Raw genomic sequence first — 22178 nt, forward strand, 5'->3', positions numbered from 1 at the left:
ACTGCCTACTGCCTACTGCCTACTGCCTACTGCCTACTGCCTACTGCCTACTGCCTACTGCCTACTGCCTACTGCCTCATTCCGGCTTGCGCAGAAGATAGGTGTCCATGATCCAGCCCTTTTCCTTGCGGACCTCTTCGCGACGCTTTTCGATCTCGGCGCCGACATCGCGGAGACGGCCGGAGATGATGATCTCGTCCGGCGTGCCGAGATAGGCGCCCCACTGGATGACGACATCCTGGTCGGCCAGCGTGTTGAAGGCGCATTTGCCATCGAGCATGACGACGGTGCTGCCGGCATTTTCGGGCAGCCCCTCGTCGGTAAGCTTGCGGCCGGTGGTGATCAGGATGGAATCGCCGATCCGGTTCAGCGCCGTCTTGTGGCTGGCGGCAAGCGCCTGGATGGCTGTGATGCCGGGGATGACGTCCAGTTCGAAGACGACATTGCCTCGCAGGCGCACCCGCTCGAGGATGCGTAGCGCGCTGTCGTAGAGCGAGGGATCGCCCCAGATCAGGAATGCGCCGCAGCCGTCGTCGCCGAGCTCGTCGCCGATCAAGCCTTCATAGATGGCGGCGATGGCTTCGTGCCAGTCGTCGACGGTCGAGCGGTAGGAGGATGTCGGCTCGGCGCGCACCGGCACGTCGAACTCGACCCGGCGTGACTTGGGGTTGGTGACGAAGCGGTCGCAGATCTCGCGCCGCAGTTCGGCAAGGTCGTTCTTGTCAGCCCCTTTGTCGGGGATGAACAGCACATCGGCCCGGTTCAGGCCTGATATGGCCTGCACGGTCAGGTGGTCGGGATTGCCGGCGCCGATGCCGATGACGAGAAGTTTGCGCATGGAGCGAACTCCTGCCTGATCGGAACCTGATAGTCCAGACCGGCGTGCCTCGGATGCGGAAGGGCTTTGAAACGCCACGTCGAAACGGCTAGGGTCATTCCAGGCATTCCAGCCGAGGGGGCTTCGATGTTGCGATATGTTCTGGGCGGAGCGTTAGCGTTTTCAATCGCGCCTGCCTTTGCCAACGACTCGATTGCCGAACTCGGCACTGGCGGCCTGATCCTGTCGCGCAGCGACGCCGTGGCGATGCAAAGCGAGGACCTCTTCATCTCGCCAGAAAAGGTGGCAGTCGACTACGTCTTCCACAACAACACCGACAAGGACGTTGACGCGATCGTCGCCTTCCCGATGCCCGACATCTCGGGCGATCCGGAGGAGATGCCGGCGATCCCCGAAAACCAGAGCGACAATTTCCTCGGCTTCGAGGTGACGATCGACGGTGCCGCGGCAAAACCGCAGCTCGAGCAGAAGGTGTTTGCGCTCGGCATCGACATCAGTGCCGATCTCAAGGCGCAGAATGTGCCGTTCAATCCGTTCGGCGACGCGGCCAAAGCGGCACTGGCGAAGCTGCCGCAGGCGGTTGCTCGGGACTGGGAGAGCCGCGGCATCATCATCGAGGATCCAGAGGCGGACAGCGGCCCGGGCGCCACCCCAGCCTATACACCCTTCTGGCAGTTGCGATCTACCTATTGGTGGCGCTCGACCTTTCCGGCGAACAAGGACGTTCATGTCTCGCACCGCTACAAGCCCAGCGTCGGCGGTACGTCTTCGGTCAGTTTCTTCTACGACGGCAAGTTCCAGGGGCAGTACGGGGCCTACAAGACCCGCTACTGCATGGACGACACGTTCGAAAATGCGCTGCGAAAGGCCGCCAAGGACAATGCGGACGGTTATCCCCGGTATTACGAGCGCCGTATCGCCTATATCCTGACCACCGGCGGCAACTGGGCGGCCGGCACTATCGGCAAGTTCAAGCTGACCGTCGACAAGGGCAATCCGAAAGCGCTGGTTTCGTTCTGTGGCGACAATGTCAAAAAGATCGGGCCGACGACCTTCGAGGTGACGGCGGACGATTTTTATCCCGAGCACGATATCGATATCCTGCTGCTCGAACCGTCGGACAGCAATGGCGGGGATGCGAACTGATGCACGTCGCGATCTACGTTGCCATCGCAGAGAATGGCGTGATCGGCCGGGACGGTGGATTGCCCTGGCGGCTCTCCACCGATCTCAAGCGTTTCAAGGCAGACACGATGGGCAAGCCCATCATCATGGGTCGCAAGACCTATGAGGGTATAGGCAGGCCATTGCCGGGCCGGCTGAACATCGTCGTCACGCGCGACAAGGCCTGGCGCGCCGAGGGCGTCGAGGTGGCGCATACGCTGGAAGCCGCGATTCAGCTGGCAACGGTGCGCGGACGCTGCATGGCTGGCGTGGACGAGGTCTGCGTTGTCGGCGGCGGCGAGATCTATGCCCAGGCGCTGCCGTTGGCCGACCGGCTGCACGTCACCCATGTGCTGGCCGCCGTCGACGGCGATGCGCATTTCCCGCCGATTGATCCGAAATCCTGGCGCGTGGTGAGCACGCAGGATGTTCCGGCCGGCGAAAAGGACAGCCATGCAACACGCTATACGGTTTACGAGCGCCGCAGCGAGATACTTTGAAAGACAAAAACGGTATTGAGGACGACAAAGGGTCGCTATCGGCCCAAAACGGATGAAGTCGGCGGCGCATCGCGTTGAAAGCGTGCGGTGGCGTCCCTATAGAAGAACAACTGGATTTGCGCCGCAACGCCGGCGCTTGAGGGAATTCCAAGCGAAAGGACATTCATGCCCTGGAACGACAAGAGTGGCGGAGGCGGCGGCCCTTGGGGGGGCGGCGGCAACAATCAGGGACCCTGGGGGCAGGGGCCAAAGGGACCGAGCGGCCCGCAGGGCTCGCCTCCCGATCTTGAAGACATCATCCGCCGCGGCCAGGACCGGCTGCGGCGCGCCCTGCCCGGCGGCGGTGGCGCCAGTCCGGCCGTGTTCGGGCTGATCGCCGCGGTGCTGGTCGTTCTGTGGGCGTTCCAAGCGGTCTATACCGTGCAGCCCGACGAGGTCGCGGTCGAACTGCGCTTTGGCAAGCCGAAGGCCCAACTATCGCAGCCCGGCCTGCATTTCCATTGGTGGCCGCTTGAAACCGTCGAGACGGCCAAGATTTCCGAGCAACTCGTTGATATCGGCGGCGGCAACACCAGCGGCAACGGCCTGATGTTGTCGGGCGACCAGAACATCGTCAACGTGCAGTTTTCGGTGGCCTATCAGGTCTCCGATCCCCGGGCCTATCTGTTCGACGTCTCCGATCCGGACGGCATGCTGCGGCAGGTCGCCGAAAGCGCCATGCGCGAAGCCGTCGGCCGCAGGCCGGCGCAGGATATCTTCCGCGACGACCGCCAGGGCATTGCGGCCTCGGTGCGCGAGATCATCCAGACGACGCTGGACGGCTACAAGGCCGGTCTGCAGGTCAACGCCATCTCGATCGAGGACGCGGCACCGCCGCGCGAAGTGGCTGACGCCTTCGACGAGGTGCAGCGCGCCGAACAAGACGAGGACAAGTTCGTCGAGCAGGCCAACCAGTATTCCAACCAGAAGCTGGGTCAGGCGCGCGGCGAGGCCGCACAGATCCGCGAAGACGCGGCCGCCTACAAGAACAGGGTGGTGCAGGAAGCCGAAGGTGAGGCGCAGCGCTTTATCTCCGTCTACGACGAATACGCCAAGGCGCCCGACGTGACGCGCAAGCGCCTCTATCTCGAAACCATGGAGAGGGTTCTGAAGGACTCCGGCAAGGTCATCGTCGAGCAGGGCAACGGGCAAGGGGTCGTTCCCTATCTGCCGCTGCCGGCATTGCAGCAGAAAGCGCCTGCATCAACCGCGCCTAGCGCGAACACGGGAGGTAACCGGTGATGGGCAACCGTCTTCCCGTCTTCGTCGTTATCGCGGCGGTTATCCTGTTCCTGATCTATTCGTCGGTTTTCGTGGTCAATGCGCGCCAGCAGGCGCTGGTGCTGCGCTTCGGCGAAATCGTCGACGTCAAGACCGAACCCGGCATCTACTTCAAGGCGCCGTTCTCGTTCTTTGACGCCGACACGGTGCAACTGATCGAGAACCGGGTGCTGCGTTTCGACCTCGACAACATCCGCGTCCAGGTTTCGGGCGGCAAGTTCTACGAGGTCGATGCCTTCATCGCCTACCGCATTTCGGATCCGCGTGTGTTCCGTGCTGCCGTGTCCGGCCAGATCGAACTGGCCGAAGCGCGGCTGAGGACCCGTCTCGACGCCGCCTTGCGCCGCGTCTACGGTCTGCGCGACTTCGAGGCCGCCCTCTCCGAAGAGCGCGCGGTAATGATGCGCGAAGTGCGCGATCAGCTCCGGCCCGACGCCACCTCGCTCGGTCTGCAGATCGAGGATGTCCGCATCCGCCGCACCGACCTCACGGCCGAGGTCTCGCAACAGACCTACGATCGCATGAAGGCCGAACGTCTGGCCGAGGCCGAAAGACTCAGGGCACGCGGCAACGAGGCGGCGCAGCGCATCCGCGCTCGCGCCGACCGCGAGGTCGTCGAGATCATCGCCGAAGCGCAGAAGGAGTCCGAGATCCTGCGCGGTGAGGGCGAGGCCCAACGCAGCGCCACCTTCGCCGACGCTTACAAGCGCGATCCGGCCTTCTTCGATTTCTATCGGTCGATGAACGCCTACGGCACGGCGCTGGACAATACCGGGACGACCATGGTGCTGTCGCCGAGTTCGGAGTTCTTCCGCTACTTCCGCGACCCCGATGGCAAGGAAGGGCCGGCGAAACCAGCGCCGGCACCTGCCGCGCCTGCCGCGCCGACGACACAACCCAGCACCGGTCAGTAACGGCCGGTGCAGGATTTCTTCGCGGCGATAGGCCTGGTCCTCGTCATAGAGGGCCTGGTCTATGGCGGCTTTCCCGGTTTCGCGAGGAAGCTCGCGGGCGAGGTGCTGTCGATGCCGGAGAATGCGTTGCGGATCGCCGGGCTGGCCGCGGTCGCCATCGGTGTCGGCGTCGTCTGGCTGGTGCGGGGTGGATGAGGCGGCCGGCTTTCGTTTAGGGCATAACGGAGGATTTATCCTCCGCGGATAGTCCTAGCCGCAAACGTGCCGTATTTTTTGCCAACATGGCGCGACACGGTGTTTTCGCCGTTGCGCTTTCTTTCTCAGAAATACCGGGAGGCCTCTCGATGACATCCACACTGCTTTTGCGCACGGTACGGCGGACGTTCATCGCTGGCACGGCAGCGCTTCTTGTCGGCACCGTCGCCATCCCGTCCTTCGTGACGCCGACATTCGCCAATGACGGGCCTGCTTCGGTGGCCGACCTCGCGGCAGGCCTGCTCGGCGCGGTGGTCAACATCTCGACCTCGCAGACGGTGAAGGGCACGGAGGGTCCGGGTGCCGTGCCGATGCCGCAGCTTCCCGAAGGCTCGCCGTTCCAGGACTTCTTCGACGATTTCTTCAAGAATCGCGGCGGCGGCAAGGACAATAGCGCGCAGAAGGTGCAGTCGCTGGGCTCGGGGTTCGTCATCGACGCCGACCAAGGCATCGTCGTCACCAACAACCACGTGATCGCCGATGCCGACGATATCGAGGTCAATTTCTCGGATGGGGTGACGCTGAAGGCGACGCTGGTCGGCACCGACACCAAGACCGACGTCGCGGTGCTGAAGGTCGATCCGAAAGGCCACAAGCTGACCGCGGTGAAATTCGGCGATTCCACCAAGATGCGCGTCGGCGACTGGGTGATGGCGGTCGGCAATCCGTTCGGCCTTGGCGGCACGGTCACGGTCGGCATCGTCTCGGCGCGCAACCGCGACATCAATTCCGGTCCTTATGACGACTTCATCCAGACTGATGCCGCGATCAATCGGGGCAATTCGGGCGGACCGCTGTTCAACAGCGCCGGTGAGGTTATCGGCATCAACACGGCGATCATTTCGCCGTCCGGCGGCTCGATCGGCATCGGTTTTTCCATCCCCTCGCAGCTCGCCTCGGGTGTTGTCGACCAGTTGCGCCAGTATGGCGAGACGCGGCGCGGCTGGCTCGGCGTGCGCATCCAGCCGGTGACGGACGACATCGCCGAAAGCCTCGGCATGACCACGGCCAAGGGCGCGTTGGTCGCCGGCGTCATCAAGGGTGGCCCTGTCGACAACGGCACCATCCAGGCCGGCGACGTCATCATCAAGTTCGACGGCAAGGACATTCATGAAATGCGCGACCTGCCGCGCGTGGTCGCCGAAAGCCCCGTCGGCAAGGCCGTCGACGTGCTGATCGTGCGCAAGGGAGTCGAGCAGACCGTGAAGGTGACGCTCGGCCGGCTTGAGGATGGCGAGAAGCTCGCAAGCGGCGAGCCGGGCAATACCAATCAGGACAAGGGCGGCGACAAGGCTCCGGCCGTCTCGACCGCATCGGTGCTTGGCATGACCGTCGGCGAGCTCAACGACGAGACGCGCAAGAAGTTCAGCATCGCCGCCGATGTCTCGGGCGTCGTCATCACCGACGTGGCCAAGGATTCCGCCGCTGCCGAGCGCGGCATCCAGCCGGGCGAGGTGATCACCGAGATCGCGCAGGAATCGGTCGCCACGCCCAAGGACGTCATGGACCGGATCGGCGCGCTGAAGGAGCAGGGCCGCAAGAACGCGCTGCTGATGCTCGCGTCGAAGACGGGTGAGTTGCGCTTCGTGACGATCCGGATGGATTGAGCTTTCAATCGAGCGACTTCTAAAAGGCGGCTAACCGGTCGCCTTTTTTCGCGCCTGCCACTCGGCGCGCGAGAGCCGATAGAGCACATGCCGCTTGAGTGCGGGATGGCTCTCGGGAATGCCGGGATGATCGAAATCGGCCGACGGGTCGGTCGTCATGCCGAGGCGTTTCATGACGGCGGTCGAGCGGTGGTTTTCCGCAACGGCGAAGGACACTATCTCGTCGAGGCCAAGCGTCTCGAAGCCGTAGTCCAGCCACGCCTCGGCGGCCTCGGTGACATAGCCCTTGCCCCAGAATTCGGGCGCCAGCCGCCAGCCGATCTCGATCGTGCCAGCCGGCAGGACGTCCATATCCTCGGTTCCTGATAGTCCGACAAAGCCAATGCACTGGGCGGTGGCGGCAATCTCGGCAGCGGCGAAGCCATAGCCGTCCGCATCGACCCAGGCACGGACCTGGTCCATCTTGGCGTCGGCCGCGGCGCGGTCGCGGCGGAACGGGAAGAACTCCATGACGCGGTCATCGGAGTTGATGCGATGGAAGAGCTCACGATCGCGCTCTTCCCAGTTGCGCAGGACGAGGCGCTCGGTGCGCATGGGTTTCATTGCACAAACTCTTCCTGACGATAGCCTTGGACATAGAGCAACGCGGTGAGGTCGCCATGGTCGATGCGAACCTTGGCCTGCGCCGCCACGGCTGGCTTGGCATGAAGCGCCACACCGGTGCCGGCGAGGCGGATCATGTCGAGATCGTTGGCGCCGTCGCCAACGGCAATGGCGTCGGCCGGCGTCAATTCCAGGCGCGCCGCGATTTCGAACAGCGCCTCGGCCTTGGCGGCACGGCCGAGGATCGGCTCGCCAACCAACCCGGTGAAGCGTCCGTCCTGTTCGAGCAGGCGGTTGGCGCGGTTTTCCTGAAAGCCGAGCATATCGGCGATGCGCGTGGTGAAGACCTCGAAGCCACCCGAGATGAGCGCTGTCCAGGCGCCGTTGGCGCGCATGGTCTGGACCAGCGCCCGGCCGCCCGAGGCCAATGTCAGGCGGTTGGCGACGATGCGGTCGACGACGGCGGCATCGAGGCCCCTGAGCAGCGCCACGCGTTCGCGCAGCGCCGGCTCGAAGGCGATCTCACCGTTCATCGACCGCGCGGTGATCGACGCGACGTGCTCCTTGACGCCGATCTCGTCGGCCAGTTCGTCGATGCATTCCTGATCGATCATGGTCGAATCCATATCGGCGAGGAGGATTTTCTTGCGACGCGTCTCGGCCTGCTGGACAATCACATCGATCGGTTCGGCGGCCAGTGCGGTGCGCAGCGTAGCGGTGATATAGGCGGCGTCGGCCGCTTGCGGCAAAGCGAGATCGCAGGCAATTCCTTCGGCCAGCCAGTCGACAGTGCTTGCGCCCACCGAGCGCGAGACCATATTCGCAAGCGACGGCGACAGGGCGCGGTCTGCGGGACGGGAAACAAGCGTGGCAATGAGCGGCATCGAAAATTCCGGCACGGATGCGGGCCAAGGCCGCGTGAAGAACGCGATCCTGATAGCCGGGCCGACCGCCAGCGGCAAGTCAGCACTGGCGCTCGATCTGGCCGAGCGCGCAGGCGGCGTCATCGTCAATACCGATTCCATGCAAGGCTATTCTGTTCTCGACGTGTTGACCGCGAGGCCGGAGGCGGCCGAGCTTGCACGCGTGCCGCATTTTCTCTACGGGCACGTCCATCCCGGCAGCGCCTATTCCACCGGCGCCTGGCTGCGCGACGTGATGGAACTCATCGACGACGGAACGCTCTCGCGGCGGCCGATCTTCGTCGGCGGCACCGGCCTTTATTTTCGCGCACTGGCCGAAGGTATTTCGGAAATGCCCGATATTCCGCAGCCGATCCGCGACCGTTGGCGCTACGAGCTGAAGGAGCAAGGCGCGGTCAAGCTGCACGCCCTGCTGCTGCGCGAGGATTCGAGAGCCGCCATGCAGCTGAAGCCAACCGACAGCCAGCGCATCGTACGGGCGCTGGAGGTTCTCGACGCCTCCGGCCGATCGATCCTGGACTGGCAGGCCGCGCGCGGTCGCCCTCTCATCGACAGGCAGACGGCCGGTTTCCTGGTCATCGAGCCGGACCGGGCGGCGCTGGTTGATCGTATCGAAAGGCGCTTCGACCAGATGCTGGACAAGGGTGCGCTGGAGGAGGTCAGGCAATTAGCGGCCCTTCGCCTCGATCCGGATCTGCCGGCGATGAAGGCGATCGGCGTTCGCGAACTGCAGGCCGCGATGGCCGGACAATCCAGTTTTCCCGAGGCGATCGAACGCGCCAAGATCGCAACACGGCAATATGCCAAGCGGCAGGCGACCTGGTTTCGACATCAGCTGGGGCCTGAATGGCAAAGACTGTGCCCGGGTGACGATCTCGAAACCAAGATTTCAACGCTGGTTGCTAATGCAACTTAAAAAGTCGACATCGAGGGAAGGGTTCCCGCCGAAGTTGTTGGAATTAACGCTCCGTAAGTCGGTCCGTGCCATAAGGTCGATGGGTACTTTTCCATCGGGGAGCAGATGCGTTTCCATAAGGCGGAATCCGCTTTCTTCGTCTTTATCTTCGTGATCCTGGCCGCCGGCCTGGTGACGCTGCACGCTTATGGGCTCTTGCAATCCTTCGCCACCGAACTCCATACGGCCTCGGGCCTGGACAAGGTCATCTACCTCAACAAACTGTTGTTCGCGACGGGCGTGCTGCTTGCGACCGCGCTGTTTTTCGGCATCTTCTTCATCTATCCGCTGATCCGCAAACAGGCGACGGAAGAAGGCAAGCTGCGCGCCATGACTGTTTCACTCAGCGCCCGCTCCGAAACGCTCGAGCACGCCGCCCTGACAGACGGCCTGACCGGCATGCAGAACCGGCGCTATTTCGATGATGCGCTGAAGGAATATCTCGAGGAGTTCCGGCGCATCGAAAAGCCGGTCGGGCTGATGATCCTCGATCTCGACCATTTCAAGCAGGTCAACGACACCCATGGCCACGATGTCGGCGACGAGGTGCTCAGGGCTGTCGCCAACTGCCTCAAGGACATGACACGCTACCACGATGTGGTGGCACGGCTGGGCGGCGAGGAGTTCGCCGTGGTCACGCCCAATATGGAGGCGGAACTGCTGGCCAAATTCGCCGAGCGCATCCGCAGGGCGGTCGCCAACATGTCGATCCTTTCGGGCAATGTCCGGCTCAAGATCACGACAAGCGTGGGCCTTGCCGTCTGGGACCGCAAGGAGACCGCCGAGGAATTCTATCGCCGGGCTGACCGCCAGCTCTATGAAGCGAAGAGGCAAGGCCGCAACCGCGTCTGCGCCTAAAATCCCATCATTGAATTCGTGAGGCTGGCCGTCTGCCGCTGTTTTCTGCGCTTCCGGTGCTCACGGACTGAATGTCCGCTCCGCTCCGGTTCTCGAAAACAGCACCACCCGGACTCAGCCTGACGAATTCCCTGACGGGATTTAACCAAGGTGGCCTACGAAGTCCGCAAGCTGCAGGTTCAATCGTTCTGGAGACGCAGGCCGAAGGTGGCGGGCTTGAGGCCATAGCGCGTGTCGAAATCGTCGTCCGACTGGACGCGAGCGGTTGCCGGCTTGCGATAATCAGGATCACCGGCCTGCCGGCCGGAATCGACCACCTCGGCGAAGGCCATCGCCTGCTGCTGTGGTTTTGGCACGTTGCGCAGTCGCTCGACGATCGCCACCAGGTCGACATCGTCGCCGCTCTTCGGCGACGCGGTTTCTTCGCGCCTGGACGTGCCGGGGATCAAATGCGCCGGCAGTCTTTCGAATTTCAGCCGCATCGTCGTCGCCACGCCTTCGCCGAAGGCGATGGCTTCGCGCTGGCCCATGGACGACAGGAAGGCAAGCGTGGAGGCGGACGAGTCGGCGATAGCCGAGCGGATGATCGCCTGGTCCTGCTCGTTGGCGAGCCGCATGGCGAAGAAGGTCGAGCACTGTGACAGGATGGTCGGGTCGAGCTCGCCCGGACGCTGGGTGACGACGCCGAGATAGCAGCCATATTTGCGGCCTTCCTTGGCGATGCGCGACAGCGCGTGGCGTGTCGGCGCAAAGCCGAGGCGCGCATCGGCCGGCATGTAGCGGTGGGCTTCCTCGCACAGCAACAGGAGTTGCAGCTTGCCCTCGCTCCACAGAGCGAGGTCGAAGGCCAGGCGCGCCAGCACCGAACAGACGGAGTTGACCACTTCGGAGGGCATGCCGGCCATCTCGAAGCAGGTTACCGGGCGGCCGTGATGCGGCACGCGGAAAATGTTGCCGATCGTCTCGTGGATGGTGTCCTCGATCAGGCGCGAGCTGAACATGAAGCGGTAGCGCGGATCGGCGGCGGCCGATTCGATCCGCGTCTTCAGCGATTTGAGCGTCGGGCGGTCGTTCTTGCTTTCGAGCATGCCCATGCGCTCGTCGATCTGCTTGAGCAGGTCGGCGATGCGGTAAGGCACAGGCGTATCGGCGGTCAGCGCATCGTTGCCGCGCCTGAGATAGGTGCCCGAGCTCGGGTTGCGGTAGAGATTCTTGGCGAGCGGAATGAGATCGCGCAAAGCGTCGATTTCTTCCGGGACCGTTTCACGGCCCCGAAACAGCACTTCGGCGAATTCCTCCAGCCGGAACATCCAGAACGGCAGGTCGAGCGTCTTGGAATCGACCTTGACGCAATATTCGGGCAGCGAGGCCGCGAACTCGTTATGCGGGTCGAGGATCAGGATGCGCAGGTCGGGTCGCGCCGTGATCGATTTGCGCAGCAGCAGCGAGACGGCGGTGGACTTGCCGACGCCGGTGGTGCCGACGATGGCGAAATGGCGCGCCAGCGTGTCGTCGATGGCGATGTTGGCGGCGATCGCGTCGTCCTGCGACAGCGAGCCGATGGTGATGGAATGCCGCCCGGCCAGATCGTAGACGGCCTGGAGGTCGCGGCTGCGGATGCGGTGCGCGATGGCGCCAATGTGCGGATAGGTGGTGATGCCGCGGTCGAAGATCGGCTTGGCTCCGGGTTCGGCCGCGTCGCGGACTTCGCCGATTAGCTCGATGCTGACCTCGATAGCGTTCTGGCCCTCATTGCTCCAGGCGCGGTCCGATTTGCCGATGGCATAGACCAGGCCGACGGTTCGCGTCGTCCCCAGATTGATGGAGATCATCTTGCCGACCGTCCACAGGCCGGTGACGGCGCCATCAATGTCGTCGGCATAGGCGCTGATGGTGGCGCGCGCGCCGTCGCATTGCACGACATTGCCCAGGATGCGCCGGTCGTTCTGCTCTGCGTTGCGGCGCTCCTGCGATGTCGGTTCTCCGACGGAAGCTTCGCGTTCGACATACATGGACAGGCCAATCCCTATTTTCCCTGGAGCATGGACCCTAGCGGGATGGGGTTAAGGTCGGATGAGGCTGGATGGTGTAAGGAGGATTAAGCGCCTGTTGAAAATTGTCGCAAATGGCTCTTCTGCATCGTCTGAGTTTCGCTATAATGTACGAATGAATAATATAGCGAACGATATTTCCTTGGGCATCGGCAGCCGAATCCACACCGAACGGACCATGCGGGACTGGTCATTGGCCGAGCTCGCCGAGCGGTCCGGCGTTTCCAAGGCGATGCTGAGCACGATCGAGCGCGGCATGACCAGCCCGACGGCGACCCTTCTGGTGCGCATCGCGGCGGCCTTCGGGATGACGCTGTCGACCCTCATCGCACGGGCGGAATTGCAAGGCGGCGGGGTGCTGCGCGAGGCCGACCAGCCGGTGTGGCGCGATCCTGCCACGGGCTATGTCAGGCGGCATTTGTCGCCGGCCAGCGACATGCCGCTCGAACTGATCAAGGTGCATTTGCCGGCGGGCGCCAAGGTGAGCTTGCCCGCGGCCTCCTATGCCTTCATCAAGCAGCAGATCTGGCTGGTTTCCGGGCGGCTCGAATTCACCGAGGGCGATGTGGTGCACCGGCTCGAATCTGGTGACTGCCTGGCACTCGGCGCGCCGTCGGACTGCACCTTTCATGCCCTGGAGGCGGACGCCGACTATCTCGTGGCGCTGGTCAGGGGCTGACCTCATGGCAAGACGGCCAAAGCGCTCCCACAATGGGGGGCCGCCGCTTGACGACTACAAGGGGCCGCCATGGGGCAGGGGCGACCCCTACATCTTCCTGGCCTGGCAGGCCGCGCACGCAAAGGCATGGAAGGCGCCGAGCCACGAGGTCATGCTGATGCGCACGGACAAGGCCGAACGGCTGGGCCTGACCTATGAGGAATACACGCTCGAGATCCTGGTGCGCGGACAGCATCTCAGGGAAGACGACACCGAGCGCATCAGTGCCATCAAAGCCGCTCGCAAGCGACGGCGCGTGCGCCATCTCGGCTGACGGCCTCGAGCCCACGTCGCGTCATCTCCAGAGGACCAGGCATGAATTCCATCGAAATCGGAACGCTGAGCGCCAATGCTGAAACGCTGGCGATGCTGACTGACCTGCTTGTCGAAACGGTTGCCGCCGGCGGTTCGGTCAGCTTCATGCATCCGCTCGCGCCGGAGGCGGCAAACGCATTCTGGGAGAGGTCGCTGGCCGCGGCGGCAAGAGGCGAGAGGGTGGTGCTTGGCGCGTGGGATGGCAGGGCACTGGTCGGCACCGTCACCTTGCTGCTCGATTGCCCACCCAACCAGCCGCACCGGGCCGAGATCGCCAAGCTGATGACATCGGCCGAACACCGGGGCAGGGGCATCGGAACGCGCCTTATGAAGGCGGCCGAGCGTCTCGCCGCCGAGAGGGGGCGCACGCTGCTGGTCCTGGACACGGCGACCGAGGAAGGTGCTTCGGGCCTCTACGAAAAACTCGGCTTCACCCTGACCGGCGAAATACCGGACTATGCGCTGAAGCCGCATGGTGGGCTGACAGGCACGCTGATCTACTGGAAGCGTATCGCCTCATCGTCCCGGTAGTTCCGCGCCGTCAGGCCGAAGCCGCACTGGAGAGGCGGCTCAGCAACCAGCGGCGGAAATCCTGCTCGGCACTGGTCAGGCGCACGGTCGGTGCCCTGGTCAGAAAATGGCCCGAGGTGCTGGAGAGCTCGAAGTCGGAAAGCGGCACCAAGGTCCTGTTTTCGAGTGCCGCGTCGACGAGCGGCCGCGACCCCAGAAGCACGCCGGCGCCGGCACTCGCCGCTTCCATCGCGGCGACGAAACTGTCGAAGCGGTGGGATCGCTGGGGGTGGCCGGCCAATCCGGCCCCCGCGAACCATTCCGCCCACATCTCGCGCGCGCCGGCGACCAGAAGCAGCGGCAGGGATGCCCAGTCGGCGGCGCCGGCCAGGGCCGGGCTGGCCACCGGCACAAGCCGCTCGGCCGTCAGCCTGTCGGCTTCGCGTCCTGGAAAGGATCCGTTGCCGAAACGGATGTCGAGCGCGGAGCCCGGCAGGTCGTAGTCGGTCGGGCGATGGATCGTCACAAGATCGAGTTGGATGCGCGGCAGCGCCTCGGCAAGATCGGGCAACGCCGGGACCAGCACCAGCAGGGCGAAGGAGATCGGCACCCGGATCGAGACGGTCTGGACGGCGCGGGGTTCGAACAGTTCCGTTGTGCTGCTGGAGATGGTGGCGAAGGCCGACTGGATGTGCGGCAGATAGGCGGCGCCCTCCGGCGACAGCGCGACACCACGCGCCAGTCGTGAGAACAGGCGCGTCTTCAATCGTTCCTCGAGCAGCCGGATATGCTGGCTGACGGCTGCCTGTGTCAGGCCGAGTTCGGCCGCGGCCGCCGTGAAGTTCGACAGCCGTGCCGAGGCCTCGAAACTGCGCAGCCAGTCAAGTGGGGGCAGGGAGGGAATGGATTTTCGAGCCATTAGCTATTTGCGGTCATTGGCCAAAAAACGATAATTTGAGTTATGCCGTTCGCGCGGTCAACATGCATTCGAAACCCACGGATCGGCCCGTGGGCCGTAACGGACAGGAACAGTATTTCCATGTTGACCCACGCGCTGGTTGGCGACGACGGCAGAACAATCGAACTTGGCTGGCAGGACGGGAGGCACACCCGCTTTCATGCCATGTGGCTGCGCGACAATGCGCTGGACGACAAGACGCGCAGCGCCGGCAACGGCCAACGCCTGATCACCATCCTGGACATTCCGGCCGACACGAAGATCGGTGCGGCCGCGATCAAGGGCGATGCCCTCGAGATCAGCTTCGTGCCGGAGCAGAAGACCGTCAGCTTTCCGGCTGCCTGGTTGAGCGCCAATGCCTATGATCGCGATACGACGCGCGGGGCTGGCTGGACCGGAGAGGATATTGTGCGCTGGACCAAGGCCAGCGTGCAGAACTCGGTTCCACGCGCCGGCTACGCTGCTGCCAGCCATGACCGTACCGTCCTGCGCGAGTGGCTTTCGGCGGTGAGGACCTATGGCTTTGCCGTGATGGACGGCCTGCCAGCGGAATCCGGGGCATTGTGCAAGGTCTCCGATCTGTTCGGCTATATCAGGGAGACCAATTACGGCCGCTGGTTCGAAGTGCGCGCCGAGGTCAATCCCAACAATCTCGCCTACACCAATCTCGGCCTCCAGGCGCATACGGATAACCCCTATCGCGATCCCGTGCCGACCCTGCAGATCCTTTCCTGCATCGAGAATACAGTGGAGGGTGGGGAATCCAGCGTTGTCGACGGTTTTGCCGTCGCGGCGGCGTTGCAGGCCGAGAACCCTGAAGGCTTCCGGCTGTTGAGTTCCTGTCCGGCGCGCTTCGAATATGCCGGCTCATCCGGCGTGCGGCTGCAATCCAAGCGTCCGATGATCGAGCTTGGACCGGATGGCGAGTTGATCTGCATCCGCTTCAACAACCGCTCGCTGGCGCCTGTCGTCGACGTGCCGTTCGCAGACATGGACGCCTACTATGGCGCCTATCGCCGGTTCGCCGAACTGATCGAGGATCCGTCCTTCGAAGTGACCTTCAAGCTGGAGGCGGGCCAGGCGTTCATCGTCGACAACACACGGGTCATGCATGCCCGCAAGGCTTTCTCCGGCACAGGCAAGCGCTGGCTGCAGGGATGCTACGCCGACAAGGACGGCCTGTTGTCGACGCTGGCGGCGATCGAGCACGGCTTCAAGGAGGCCGCGGAATGAGCGGTCAGGATCTGAACGCGGGCAATATCGTCGAATTCATCGCCGACATTTTCGAGCGCCGGGGTGCGGAATCCTATCTCGGCGAGCCGGTGACGATGTCGGAACACATGCTGCAGGGCGCCTGGCTGGCGGAGCAGGATGGAGCGCCGGAGGTGCTGGTGGCCGCCGCCCTGCTGCACGACATCGGCCATTACACCAGCGAGTTCGGCACCTATTCGCCCGACGATGTCGAGGACAAGCATCATGACGAAGCCGGCGGCGAGGTGCTGGCGCCGTTCTTCCCGCCGGTCATCGTCGAGTGCGTGAGGCTGCACGTCGCGGCCAAGCGTTATCTCTGCGCCACCGACCCGACCTATTTCTCCAAGCTGTCGCCGGCTTCGGTGCATACGTTGTCTCTGCAGGGTGGGCCGATGAGTGCCGAGGAGGTGGCCGAGTTCCGCAGCAACCCGTTCCATGAGGAAGCGGTGCGGGTCCGCATCTGGGACGAGGGCGGCAAGATCGCCAATATGAAGACGCGGGCGTTTCGCGACTATGTACCCTTGCTACAGCGCGTCGTGGAAAAGTTCGCGGCCCAAAGGACGACATAAGGACGAAGCCCGACACGACCGGGCTTCCGTCCCACTCCACCTTTTTGCTTCAGCCCTTGTGGTGGACTTCCTGCAACCCGTAGACCGGCGTCGGCACACCGACTTGCCTGGCTTTCAGCTGCAGCGACAGGAACTGCGAATAGTGCCGTGACTGGTGCAGATTGCCGCCGTGGAACCACAGCGCCTCTTGCTGGGTCGGCTTCCACATGTTGCGCAGTTCGCCTTCCCACGGGCCGGGGTCCTTGGTGGTGTTCGAACCGAGGCCCCAGCATTTGCCGACCCTGTCGGCGGTTTCACGCGAGATCAGGTCGGCCGCCCAGCCGTTCATCGAACCATAGCCGGTCGCGTACACGATGAGATCGGCGGGCAGTTCCGTGCCATCGCCAAGCAGCACCGAATGCTCCTTGATCTCCTTCACGTCGACACCGCTCTTCAGCTTGATCGACCCGTCGATGATCAACTGCGAGGCGCCGACGTCTATATAGTAGCCGGAGCCGCGCCTGAGGTACTTCATGAACAGGCCAGACTCGTCATCGCCCCAGTCGAGCATGAAGCCGGCCTTGTCGAGCCCCTCGTAAAAGGCCGCGTCGCGTTTCTTCATCTCGGCATAGGCCGGGATCTGGAATTCATGCAGGATCTTGTAGGGCAGGGAGGCGAAGATCAGGTCGGCTTTGGCGGTGGTGATGCCGTTTTGCACCGCTTGTTCCGAATAGAGGGAACCCAGCCCGATTTCCATCAGCGTGTCGGACCTGGAGATATGGGTGCTCGAGCGCTGCACCATGGTCACGTCAGCGCCCGCTTCCCAAAGTGCCGCTGATATGTCGTGGGCGGAATTGTTCGAACCGATAACCACCGCCTTCTTGCCGGCATAGGCATCGGCACCGGGATGTTGCGAGGAGTGGTGCTGGTCGCCCTTGAAATTTTCCATACCCTTGAATTTGGGCAGGTTTGCTTTGCCGGCCTGCCCGGTGGCCAGCACCAACTGCTTCGGTTTCAAGGTGATGTCCTTGCCGTCGCGGTGCACCACGACAGTCCATTCCTTTTCCTTGTCGTCGTAGGACGCACTCTTGGCCTCTGTCGACGACCAGTAATTCAGCTCCATCACCTTGGTGTACATTTCCAGCCAGTCGCCGATCTTGTCCTTGGGCGAGAACACCGGCCAGTTTCTGGGGAAATCGATATAGGGCAGATGGTCGTACCAGACCGGATCGTGCAGGCAGAGCGACTTGTAGCGCTTGCGCCAGCTGTCGCCGGCGCGTTCGTTCTTCTCGATGATGATGGTCGGCACGCCGAGCTGCCGCAGGCGCGCACCAAGCGCGATGCCGCCCTGGCCGCCGCCGATGATCACCGTGTAGGGCTGTGTCTTGAAGCCGAGTTCCGCCGCTTCCTTCTCGCGTTCTTCCTTCCAGGTTGGGCGGTTCTTGCCGGAGCCATGCTTGGCGCCCATCGGCCGCGCGAAACCCGCCGGCTCCTCATGGCCTTTCAGTTCGACCATGGTGGTCAGCAGCGTCCAGATCTTGCCGTCCTTCAGCCTGATATGGCCAAAACCGCGCGCAACCTCGGTCTCGAAGCTGATCCAGCCGTCGATCACTCCACCGCTCTCGGTCGCATCCTCGCCCTCGGCGAGGGCGAAGTGCGAGGGTTTCGTCCTCGACAACTGGCTATTCAGCATGTGGCGGACCTGGTCACGGCCTTCCATGGTCTTGATGTTCCAGGTGAAGGTGACGAGGTCGCGCCAATAGCAGTCTTCCTGGAAACAGCCGACCGCCTTGTCTATGTCGCCGGCGGCAAGAGCGCCACCGAACGCATCGAGCAGGTCGGAAAGCTTTTTGTTGGGGGCTTTGTCGAGCATGAATTTCCTCCGGATTCGAAACGCTTCTTGGTCGAGCTATTGTGGCCGGGTGGGGCGGTCCGACATGGACAAAGTATCCCGTCAAAAGCTTCGCTGCGTCACGCCCTCCAATAGTTTGGCATGTTTTCAATGGCTTACCGAAACCCGACCGGGTATTTGTCTCGTGACGACTGATCACGCCGTCCGACCGTAAGCCCGCCGCTCATTCGCGTTCATGCCATTCACATTCGCCGTTGACAGCGGCGTGGAACCAATCCTATTGTCCGCCACCATGAAAAAGGCACTCATTCTCGTAGGAAGGCGCGTGGGCAAGGCGGTGTAACCGCCGGGCGAAAACCTCCCATGCGCAACACACAGGCTCCCTCGGGGGCCTTTTTTATTGCCTGAAACACGACTAAACGACCAGCAAACGCCAGATGGCGGACAGTACGGGACCAGACCGATGAGCAATGGACAGAACGGGCGACGTGAAATGACGGGCGCCGAAATGGTGGTGCAGGCGCTGAAGGACAATGGCGTCAAGCATGTCTTCGGTTATCCCGGCGGCGCGGTCCTTCCGATCTACGACGAGATTTTCCAGCAGGACGAGGTCGAGCACATTCTGGTCAGGCACGAACAGGGTGCCGGCCACGCCGCCGAGGGCTATGCCCGTTCGACCGGCAAGGCCGGCGTCATGCTGGTGACCTCCGGGCCCGGCGCCACCAATGCGGTGACGCCGCTGCAGGACGCGCTGATGGATTCGATTCCGCTGGTCTGCCTGACGGGGCAGGTGCCGACCTCCTTGATCGGCTCCGATGCGTTCCAGGAGTGCGACACGGTCGGCATCACGCGCCCCTGCACCAAGCACAACTGGCTGGTGAAGGACGTCAATGATCTCGCCGCGACCATCCACGAGGCCTTCCATGTCGCCACGACCGGCCGTCCCGGCCCGGTGGTGGTCGACATTCCGAAGGATGTGCAGTTCGCCAAGGGGTTTTATGTCCCGCCGCAGATCGCGCCGCGCACCAGCTACCAGCCGAAGGTCCAGGGTGACCTCGAGAAGATCAAGGCGGCGGTCGAATTGATGGCCGGTGCCAAGAAGCCGATCATCTATTCGGGCGGCGGTGTCGTCAATTCCGGCCCGGAAGCGAGCCACCTGCTGCGGGAACTGGTCGACCTCACCGGCTTCCCGATCACCTCGACGCTGATGGGGCTTGGCGCCTATCCGGCATCAGGCAAGAACTGGGTCGGCATGCTGGGCATGCACGGCACCTACGAAGCCAACATGGCCATGCACGACTGCGACGTGATGGTCTGCATCGGCGCCCGTTTCGACGACCGCATCACCGGGCGGCTCAACGCGTTTTCGCCGAACTCGAAAAAGATCCACATCGACATCGATCCGTCCTCCATCAACAAGAACGTTCATGCCGATGTTCCTGTTATCGGCGATGTCGGCCGCGTGCTGGAGGACATGGTGCGGCTGTGGCGGGCGACCGCCAAGAGCGACAAGAAGGCGCTTTATCCCTGGTGGGAGCAGATCGCCAAATGGCGCGGGCGCGACTCCCTGGCGTTCAAGATGAACCACGACGTGATCATGCCGCAATACGCCATCCAACGGCTCTACGAACTGACCAAGGACAGGGACACCTACATCACCACCGAGGTCGGCCAGCATCAGATGTGGGCGGCGCAGCACTATCATTTCGAGAAGCCGAACCGCTGGATGACGTCAGGCGGACTGGGCACGATGGGTTACGGCCTGCCGGCCGCACTCGGCGTGCAGATCGCGCATCCCGACGCGCTGGTGATCGACATCGCCGGCGACGCCTCGGTGCAGATGACGATGCAGGAGATGAGTGCGGCGGTGCAGTATGACGCGCCGATCAAGATCTTCATCCTCAACAACCAATATATGGGCATGGTGCGCCAGTGGCAGCAGCTGCTGCACGGCAACCGGCTGTCGCATTCCTATACCGAGGCGATGCCGGACTTCGTCAAGCTGGCCGAAGCCTATGGCGGCCACGGCATCCGCTGCGAGAAGCCGGACGAGCTGGATGACGCCATCAAGGAAATGATTTCGGTCAGGAAGCCGGTGCTGTTCGACTGCCGCGTGGCGAACCTCGCCAATTGCTTCCCGATGATCCCCTCGGGCAAGGCTCATAACGAGATGCTGCTGCCGGACGAGGCGACCGACGAGGCCGTGGCCAACGCCATCGATGCCAAGGGCAGGGAACTGGTGTAGACGACGAGCCAGGGCAGGCCTTGTCGAATGAGGCCGTGCGCAAGCAAACAGTTAGATCAAGAATTTGAGATCCAGGTCATGAACGCACAGCACCTTCAACCCACCGGTTCCGCCTACTTTATCGCCAAGGAGACGGAGCGGCCGGAAAACCACACGCTTTCCGTGCTGGTCGACAATGAACCAGGCGTTCTTGCCCGGGTCATCGGCCTGTTTTCCGGGCGCGGCTACAACATCGAGAGCCTGACCGTCTCCGAGACCGAGCATGAGAAGCATCTGTCGCGCATCACCATCGTGACGCGCGGCACGCCGCATGTGCTGGAACAGATCAAGCACCAGCTCGAGCGCATCGTGCCGGTCCACCGCGTGGTCGATCTCACCGTGCGTTCGCACGAATTCGGCCAGGAGCGGCCGCTGGAGCGGGAACTGGCGCTGGTCAAGGTTGCCGGCACCGGCGAGGCCCGCGTCGAGGCTCTGCGGCTGGCCGACGCCTTCCGCGCCAGCGTCATCGACGCCAACACCGAGCATTTCATCTTCGAGATCACCGGCAAGGGCTCCAAGCTCGACCAGTTCATCGCCATCATGAAGCCGCTCGGCCTGGTCGAAATCTGCCGCACCGGCGTGGCGGCGATGAATCGCGGCCCGCAAGGCATGTAGGGCGCGCGGTAGCCGGAAACGCCTTTGCTGAAAAGCATGGCTTGCCACCCCGGCGGCTGGCCTTTGCGAGGCAGCCGATAAAAGTAAACATTGCTGACCTTGTGAACCCGATGTCCCTCGACGCATTCCTCGCTCTGCTGGTCTACGCCTTCGTGACCTCGATCACGCCGGGGCCGAACAATCTCATGTTGCTGGCTTCGGGCGTGAATTTCGGCCTGGTCAGGAGCGTGCCGCATATGCTTGGCATCAGCATCGGCTTTCTTGTCCTGCTGCTTGCCGTGGGCCTTGGTCTTGGCGCGCTGCTGACGGCGTTTCCCGCACTGCACACCGCGCTGAAGATCGCGGGCGCCGTCTATCTGCTCTACCTTGCCTGGAAGATTGCCATGTCGCGTTCGCTCAGCGGCAAGGGAGAGGCAAAGGGGCAGCCGATGCGTTTCATCGATGCGGCGGCGTTCCAGTGGGTCAATCCCAAGGCCTGGGTGATGGCGATCACCGCCATGGCCGTCTACAGCAATCCGGAGCACCCATTCCTGTCTGTGGTGCTGATCTCTGTAGCCTTCACCATCGTCAATCTGCCGAGCGTCTCGGTGTGGGCGGGCTTCGGTACGGCGTTGCGCGGTTTCCTGTCGGATCCGGCGCGGCTGAAATGGTTCAACATCGCCATGGGCGTGCTGCTGGCGGCGACGCTGTGGCCGATGCTGCGGTAGCACAATCCGGGGGTCGATAGACCCTGATCCGCGGATGCGGCAGCCTGCAGAGCGATTGTGCAGTGCACATTAAATCTTCGTAATGCCGTGTTTTGGCCCTTTTCCGCCCAACGCGTGTCCTATCTATTCAGCGAAATTGCGGCAGGGTGCCGTGAAATGAGCTAGAATACGACCACCTGGCTATGGCGTGTCGGACGGAGCGGACCCTTGACGATGCGTGGAAAAGTCATTCTTTCATTGCTGGCAGCCGCCTGTGCAGGCGCGGCCTGGCTCTATGTGTCTCCCGATACGCTGGGCAAGGTCGAGCAGTTCATCGGCGCAAAGCAGGCCGCGGTAGCGGACAAGGCGGCAACCGGCACGCAGACAGCCGACAAGACAGCAGCCGACAAGACAGCAGCCGACAAGACAGCAGCAGACAAGGGGGCAACGGAC

Annotated in this window: 22 protein-coding genes and 1 pseudogene; 17 read left to right on the plus strand and 6 right to left on the minus strand. The window is 63.1% G+C overall.

The genetic code is table 11. The annotated features are described in order from the left end of the window. Positions 1-76: 76 nt before the first annotated feature. Positions 77-838, minus strand: coding sequence for a precorrin-6A synthase (deacetylating) (gene cobF / locus FJ938_RS27995; protein WP_140699613.1), 762 nt, complete (start codon positions 836-838; stop codon positions 77-79). 126 nt (positions 839-964) lie between these two features. Here cobF and FJ938_RS28000 point away from each other — a divergent pair, with 126 nt between their 5' ends. The 6 genes from FJ938_RS28000 (at position 965) to FJ938_RS28025 (ending at position 6598) form a co-directional block, all read left to right on the plus strand. After that, the gene (locus FJ938_RS28000) at positions 965-1984 is read left to right on the plus strand and encodes a DUF4424 domain-containing protein (RefSeq protein ID WP_140699618.1); all 1020 of its coding nucleotides are present in this window, start codon (positions 965-967) and stop codon (positions 1982-1984) included. Continuing rightward, the gene (locus FJ938_RS28005) at positions 1984-2502 is read left to right on the plus strand and encodes a dihydrofolate reductase (protein ID WP_140699622.1); all 519 of its coding nucleotides are present in this window, start codon (positions 1984-1986) and stop codon (positions 2500-2502) included. The genes FJ938_RS28000 and FJ938_RS28005 overlap by 1 nt, the downstream gene beginning before the upstream one ends. A 165-nt stretch (positions 2503-2667) precedes the next feature. Further along, the gene (gene hflK / locus FJ938_RS28010) at positions 2668-3783 is read left to right on the plus strand and encodes an FtsH protease activity modulator HflK (RefSeq protein WP_140699626.1); all 1116 of its coding nucleotides are present in this window, start codon (positions 2668-2670) and stop codon (positions 3781-3783) included. After that, positions 3783-4736 carry a protease modulator HflC gene (locus FJ938_RS28015; protein ID WP_140699630.1) on the plus strand — a complete coding sequence of 318 codons (954 nt, stop codon included), beginning with the start codon at positions 3783-3785 and terminating at the stop codon, positions 4734-4736. The genes hflK and FJ938_RS28015 overlap by 1 nt, the downstream gene beginning before the upstream one ends. Before the next feature lie 6 nt (positions 4737-4742). Continuing rightward, complete coding sequence (locus tag FJ938_RS28020; protein ID WP_140699635.1) at positions 4743-4931, plus strand: DUF2065 domain-containing protein; 189 nt, start codon at positions 4743-4745, stop codon at positions 4929-4931. A gap of 149 nt (positions 4932-5080) precedes the next feature. Further along, on the plus strand, positions 5081-6598 hold the full coding sequence (locus tag FJ938_RS28025) for a DegQ family serine endoprotease (protein ID WP_140699638.1): 1518 nt from the start codon (positions 5081-5083) through the stop codon (positions 6596-6598). A 30-nt stretch (positions 6599-6628) separates the two neighbouring features. On the opposite strand, the gene FJ938_RS28030 is transcribed toward FJ938_RS28025, so the two are convergent. Continuing rightward, the gene (locus tag FJ938_RS28030; protein ID WP_140699643.1) at positions 6629-7201 is read right to left on the minus strand and encodes a GNAT family N-acetyltransferase; all 573 of its coding nucleotides are present in this window, start codon (positions 7199-7201) and stop codon (positions 6629-6631) included. Further along, positions 7198-8085, minus strand: coding sequence for a phosphoserine phosphatase SerB (gene serB / locus FJ938_RS28035; protein WP_140699646.1), 888 nt, complete (start codon positions 8083-8085; stop codon positions 7198-7200). Before serB ends, FJ938_RS28030 begins: the two co-directional genes overlap by 4 nt. On the opposite strand from serB, the gene miaA reads away from it, so the two are divergent. Both miaA and FJ938_RS28045 read left to right on the plus strand, forming a co-directional pair. Continuing rightward, positions 8075-9040: a tRNA (adenosine(37)-N6)-dimethylallyltransferase MiaA gene (gene miaA, locus FJ938_RS28040; RefSeq protein ID WP_140699649.1), complete on the plus strand. Its 966-nt coding sequence runs from the start codon at positions 8075-8077 to the stop codon at positions 9038-9040. The genes serB and miaA overlap by 11 nt on opposite strands. Positions 9041-9145: 105 nt before the next feature. Next, positions 9146-9937 (plus strand): GGDEF domain-containing protein, encoded by a 792-nt coding sequence (locus FJ938_RS28045; protein WP_140607883.1) that lies wholly within the window; start codon positions 9146-9148, stop codon positions 9935-9937. Positions 9938-10116: 179 nt separating this feature from the next. On the opposite strand, the gene FJ938_RS28050 is transcribed toward FJ938_RS28045, so the two are convergent. Then, positions 10117-11949, minus strand: coding sequence for an ATP-binding protein (locus FJ938_RS28050; RefSeq protein ID WP_140699653.1), 1833 nt, complete (start codon positions 11947-11949; stop codon positions 10117-10119). Positions 11950-12103: 154 nt separating this feature from the next. Between FJ938_RS28050 and FJ938_RS28055 the strand changes: the two genes are divergently transcribed. The 3 genes from FJ938_RS28055 to FJ938_RS28065 are packed head-to-tail and all read left to right on the plus strand — an operon-like array spanning position 12104 to position 13552. After that, on the plus strand, positions 12104-12667 hold the full coding sequence (locus tag FJ938_RS28055; RefSeq protein ID WP_140607879.1) for an XRE family transcriptional regulator: 564 nt from the start codon (positions 12104-12106) through the stop codon (positions 12665-12667). A gap of 4 nt (positions 12668-12671) precedes the next feature. After that, positions 12672-12980, plus strand: a complete 309-nt coding sequence (locus FJ938_RS28060; protein WP_140699656.1) for a hypothetical protein — start codon at positions 12672-12674, stop codon at positions 12978-12980. Between the two features lie 41 nt (positions 12981-13021). Further along, on the plus strand, positions 13022-13552 hold the full coding sequence (locus FJ938_RS28065; RefSeq protein WP_140607875.1) for a GNAT family N-acetyltransferase: 531 nt from the start codon (positions 13022-13024) through the stop codon (positions 13550-13552). A gap of 10 nt (positions 13553-13562) precedes the next feature. Here the strand turns inward: FJ938_RS28065 and FJ938_RS28070 are convergent, their stop codons facing one another. Then, positions 13563-14450, minus strand: coding sequence for a LysR family transcriptional regulator (locus tag FJ938_RS28070; RefSeq protein WP_140699659.1), 888 nt, complete (start codon positions 14448-14450; stop codon positions 13563-13565). Positions 14451-14570: 120 nt separating this feature from the next. On the opposite strand from FJ938_RS28070, the gene FJ938_RS28075 reads away from it, so the two are divergent. Continuing rightward, positions 14571-15722, plus strand: a complete 1152-nt coding sequence (locus FJ938_RS28075) for a gamma-butyrobetaine dioxygenase (RefSeq protein ID WP_140699665.1) — start codon at positions 14571-14573, stop codon at positions 15720-15722. Further along, positions 15719-16309, plus strand: coding sequence for an HD domain-containing protein (locus tag FJ938_RS28080; RefSeq protein ID WP_140699668.1), 591 nt, complete (start codon positions 15719-15721; stop codon positions 16307-16309). The genes FJ938_RS28075 and FJ938_RS28080 overlap by 4 nt, the downstream gene beginning before the upstream one ends. A gap of 49 nt (positions 16310-16358) precedes the next feature. On the opposite strand, the gene FJ938_RS28085 is transcribed toward FJ938_RS28080, so the two are convergent. Further along, positions 16359-18161, minus strand: coding sequence for an NAD(P)/FAD-dependent oxidoreductase (locus tag FJ938_RS28085; protein WP_140699671.1), 1803 nt, complete (start codon positions 18159-18161; stop codon positions 16359-16361). Positions 18162-18603: 442 nt separating this feature from the next. On the opposite strand from FJ938_RS28085, the gene FJ938_RS28090 reads away from it, so the two are divergent. From FJ938_RS28090 to FJ938_RS30195, 4 genes and pseudogenes are all read left to right on the plus strand, one after another. Beyond that, positions 18604-20385, plus strand: coding sequence for an acetolactate synthase 3 large subunit (locus tag FJ938_RS28090; protein ID WP_140699674.1), 1782 nt, complete (start codon positions 18604-18606; stop codon positions 20383-20385). A gap of 78 nt (positions 20386-20463) precedes the next feature. Continuing rightward, positions 20464-21039 (plus strand): acetolactate synthase small subunit, encoded by a 576-nt coding sequence (gene ilvN, locus FJ938_RS28095; protein WP_013894763.1) that lies wholly within the window; start codon positions 20464-20466, stop codon positions 21037-21039. Positions 21040-21149: 110 nt separating this feature from the next. Next, positions 21150-21746: a LysE family translocator gene (locus FJ938_RS28100; protein WP_140699677.1), complete on the plus strand. Its 597-nt coding sequence runs from the start codon at positions 21150-21152 to the stop codon at positions 21744-21746. 213 nt (positions 21747-21959) lie between these two features. Next, positions 21960-22178 (plus strand): annotated as a pseudogene (locus FJ938_RS30195) (efflux RND transporter periplasmic adaptor subunit); the annotation flags it as partial.

It is taken from the genome of Mesorhizobium sp. B2-4-14, assembly GCF_006442155.1.
In the GTDB taxonomy this organism is placed as follows: domain Bacteria; phylum Pseudomonadota; class Alphaproteobacteria; order Rhizobiales; family Rhizobiaceae; genus Mesorhizobium.

What these genes read in the sequence shown, in the direction of transcription:
- cobF (WP_140699613.1), bottom strand. Translation starts at nt 838, where the DNA reads ATGCGCAAACTTCTCGTCATCGGCATCGGCGCCGGCAATCCCGACCAC.
- FJ938_RS28000 (WP_140699618.1), top strand. Translation starts at nt 965, where the DNA reads ATGTTGCGATATGTTCTGGGCGGAGCGTTAGCGTTTTCAATCGCGCCT.
- FJ938_RS28005 (WP_140699622.1), top strand. Translation starts at nt 1,984, where the DNA reads ATGCACGTCGCGATCTACGTTGCCATCGCAGAGAATGGCGTGATCGGC.
- hflK (WP_140699626.1), top strand. Translation starts at nt 2,668, where the DNA reads ATGCCCTGGAACGACAAGAGTGGCGGAGGCGGCGGCCCTTGGGGGGGC.
- FJ938_RS28015 (WP_140699630.1), top strand. Translation starts at nt 3,783, where the DNA reads ATGGGCAACCGTCTTCCCGTCTTCGTCGTTATCGCGGCGGTTATCCTG.
- FJ938_RS28025 (WP_140699638.1), top strand. Translation starts at nt 5,081, where the DNA reads ATGACATCCACACTGCTTTTGCGCACGGTACGGCGGACGTTCATCGCT.
- FJ938_RS28030 (WP_140699643.1), bottom strand. Translation starts at nt 7,201, where the DNA reads ATGAAACCCATGCGCACCGAGCGCCTCGTCCTGCGCAACTGGGAAGAG.
- miaA (WP_140699649.1), top strand. Translation starts at nt 8,075, where the DNA reads ATGAGCGGCATCGAAAATTCCGGCACGGATGCGGGCCAAGGCCGCGTG.
- serB (WP_140699646.1), bottom strand. Translation starts at nt 8,085, where the DNA reads ATGCCGCTCATTGCCACGCTTGTTTCCCGTCCCGCAGACCGCGCCCTG.
- FJ938_RS28045 (WP_140607883.1), top strand. Translation starts at nt 9,146, where the DNA reads ATGCGTTTCCATAAGGCGGAATCCGCTTTCTTCGTCTTTATCTTCGTG.
- FJ938_RS28050 (WP_140699653.1), bottom strand. Translation starts at nt 11,949, where the DNA reads ATGTATGTCGAACGCGAAGCTTCCGTCGGAGAACCGACATCGCAGGAG.
- FJ938_RS28055 (WP_140607879.1), top strand. Translation starts at nt 12,104, where the DNA reads ATGAATAATATAGCGAACGATATTTCCTTGGGCATCGGCAGCCGAATC.
- FJ938_RS28060 (WP_140699656.1), top strand. Translation starts at nt 12,672, where the DNA reads ATGGCAAGACGGCCAAAGCGCTCCCACAATGGGGGGCCGCCGCTTGAC.
- FJ938_RS28065 (WP_140607875.1), top strand. Translation starts at nt 13,022, where the DNA reads ATGAATTCCATCGAAATCGGAACGCTGAGCGCCAATGCTGAAACGCTG.
- FJ938_RS28070 (WP_140699659.1), bottom strand. Translation starts at nt 14,450, where the DNA reads ATGGCTCGAAAATCCATTCCCTCCCTGCCCCCACTTGACTGGCTGCGC.
- FJ938_RS28075 (WP_140699665.1), top strand. Translation starts at nt 14,571, where the DNA reads ATGTTGACCCACGCGCTGGTTGGCGACGACGGCAGAACAATCGAACTT.
- FJ938_RS28080 (WP_140699668.1), top strand. Translation starts at nt 15,719, where the DNA reads ATGAGCGGTCAGGATCTGAACGCGGGCAATATCGTCGAATTCATCGCC.
- FJ938_RS28085 (WP_140699671.1), bottom strand. Translation starts at nt 18,161, where the DNA reads ATGCTCGACAAAGCCCCCAACAAAAAGCTTTCCGACCTGCTCGATGCG.
- FJ938_RS28090 (WP_140699674.1), top strand. Translation starts at nt 18,604, where the DNA reads ATGAGCAATGGACAGAACGGGCGACGTGAAATGACGGGCGCCGAAATG.
- ilvN (WP_013894763.1), top strand. Translation starts at nt 20,464, where the DNA reads ATGAACGCACAGCACCTTCAACCCACCGGTTCCGCCTACTTTATCGCC.
- FJ938_RS28100 (WP_140699677.1), top strand. Translation starts at nt 21,150, where the DNA reads ATGTCCCTCGACGCATTCCTCGCTCTGCTGGTCTACGCCTTCGTGACC.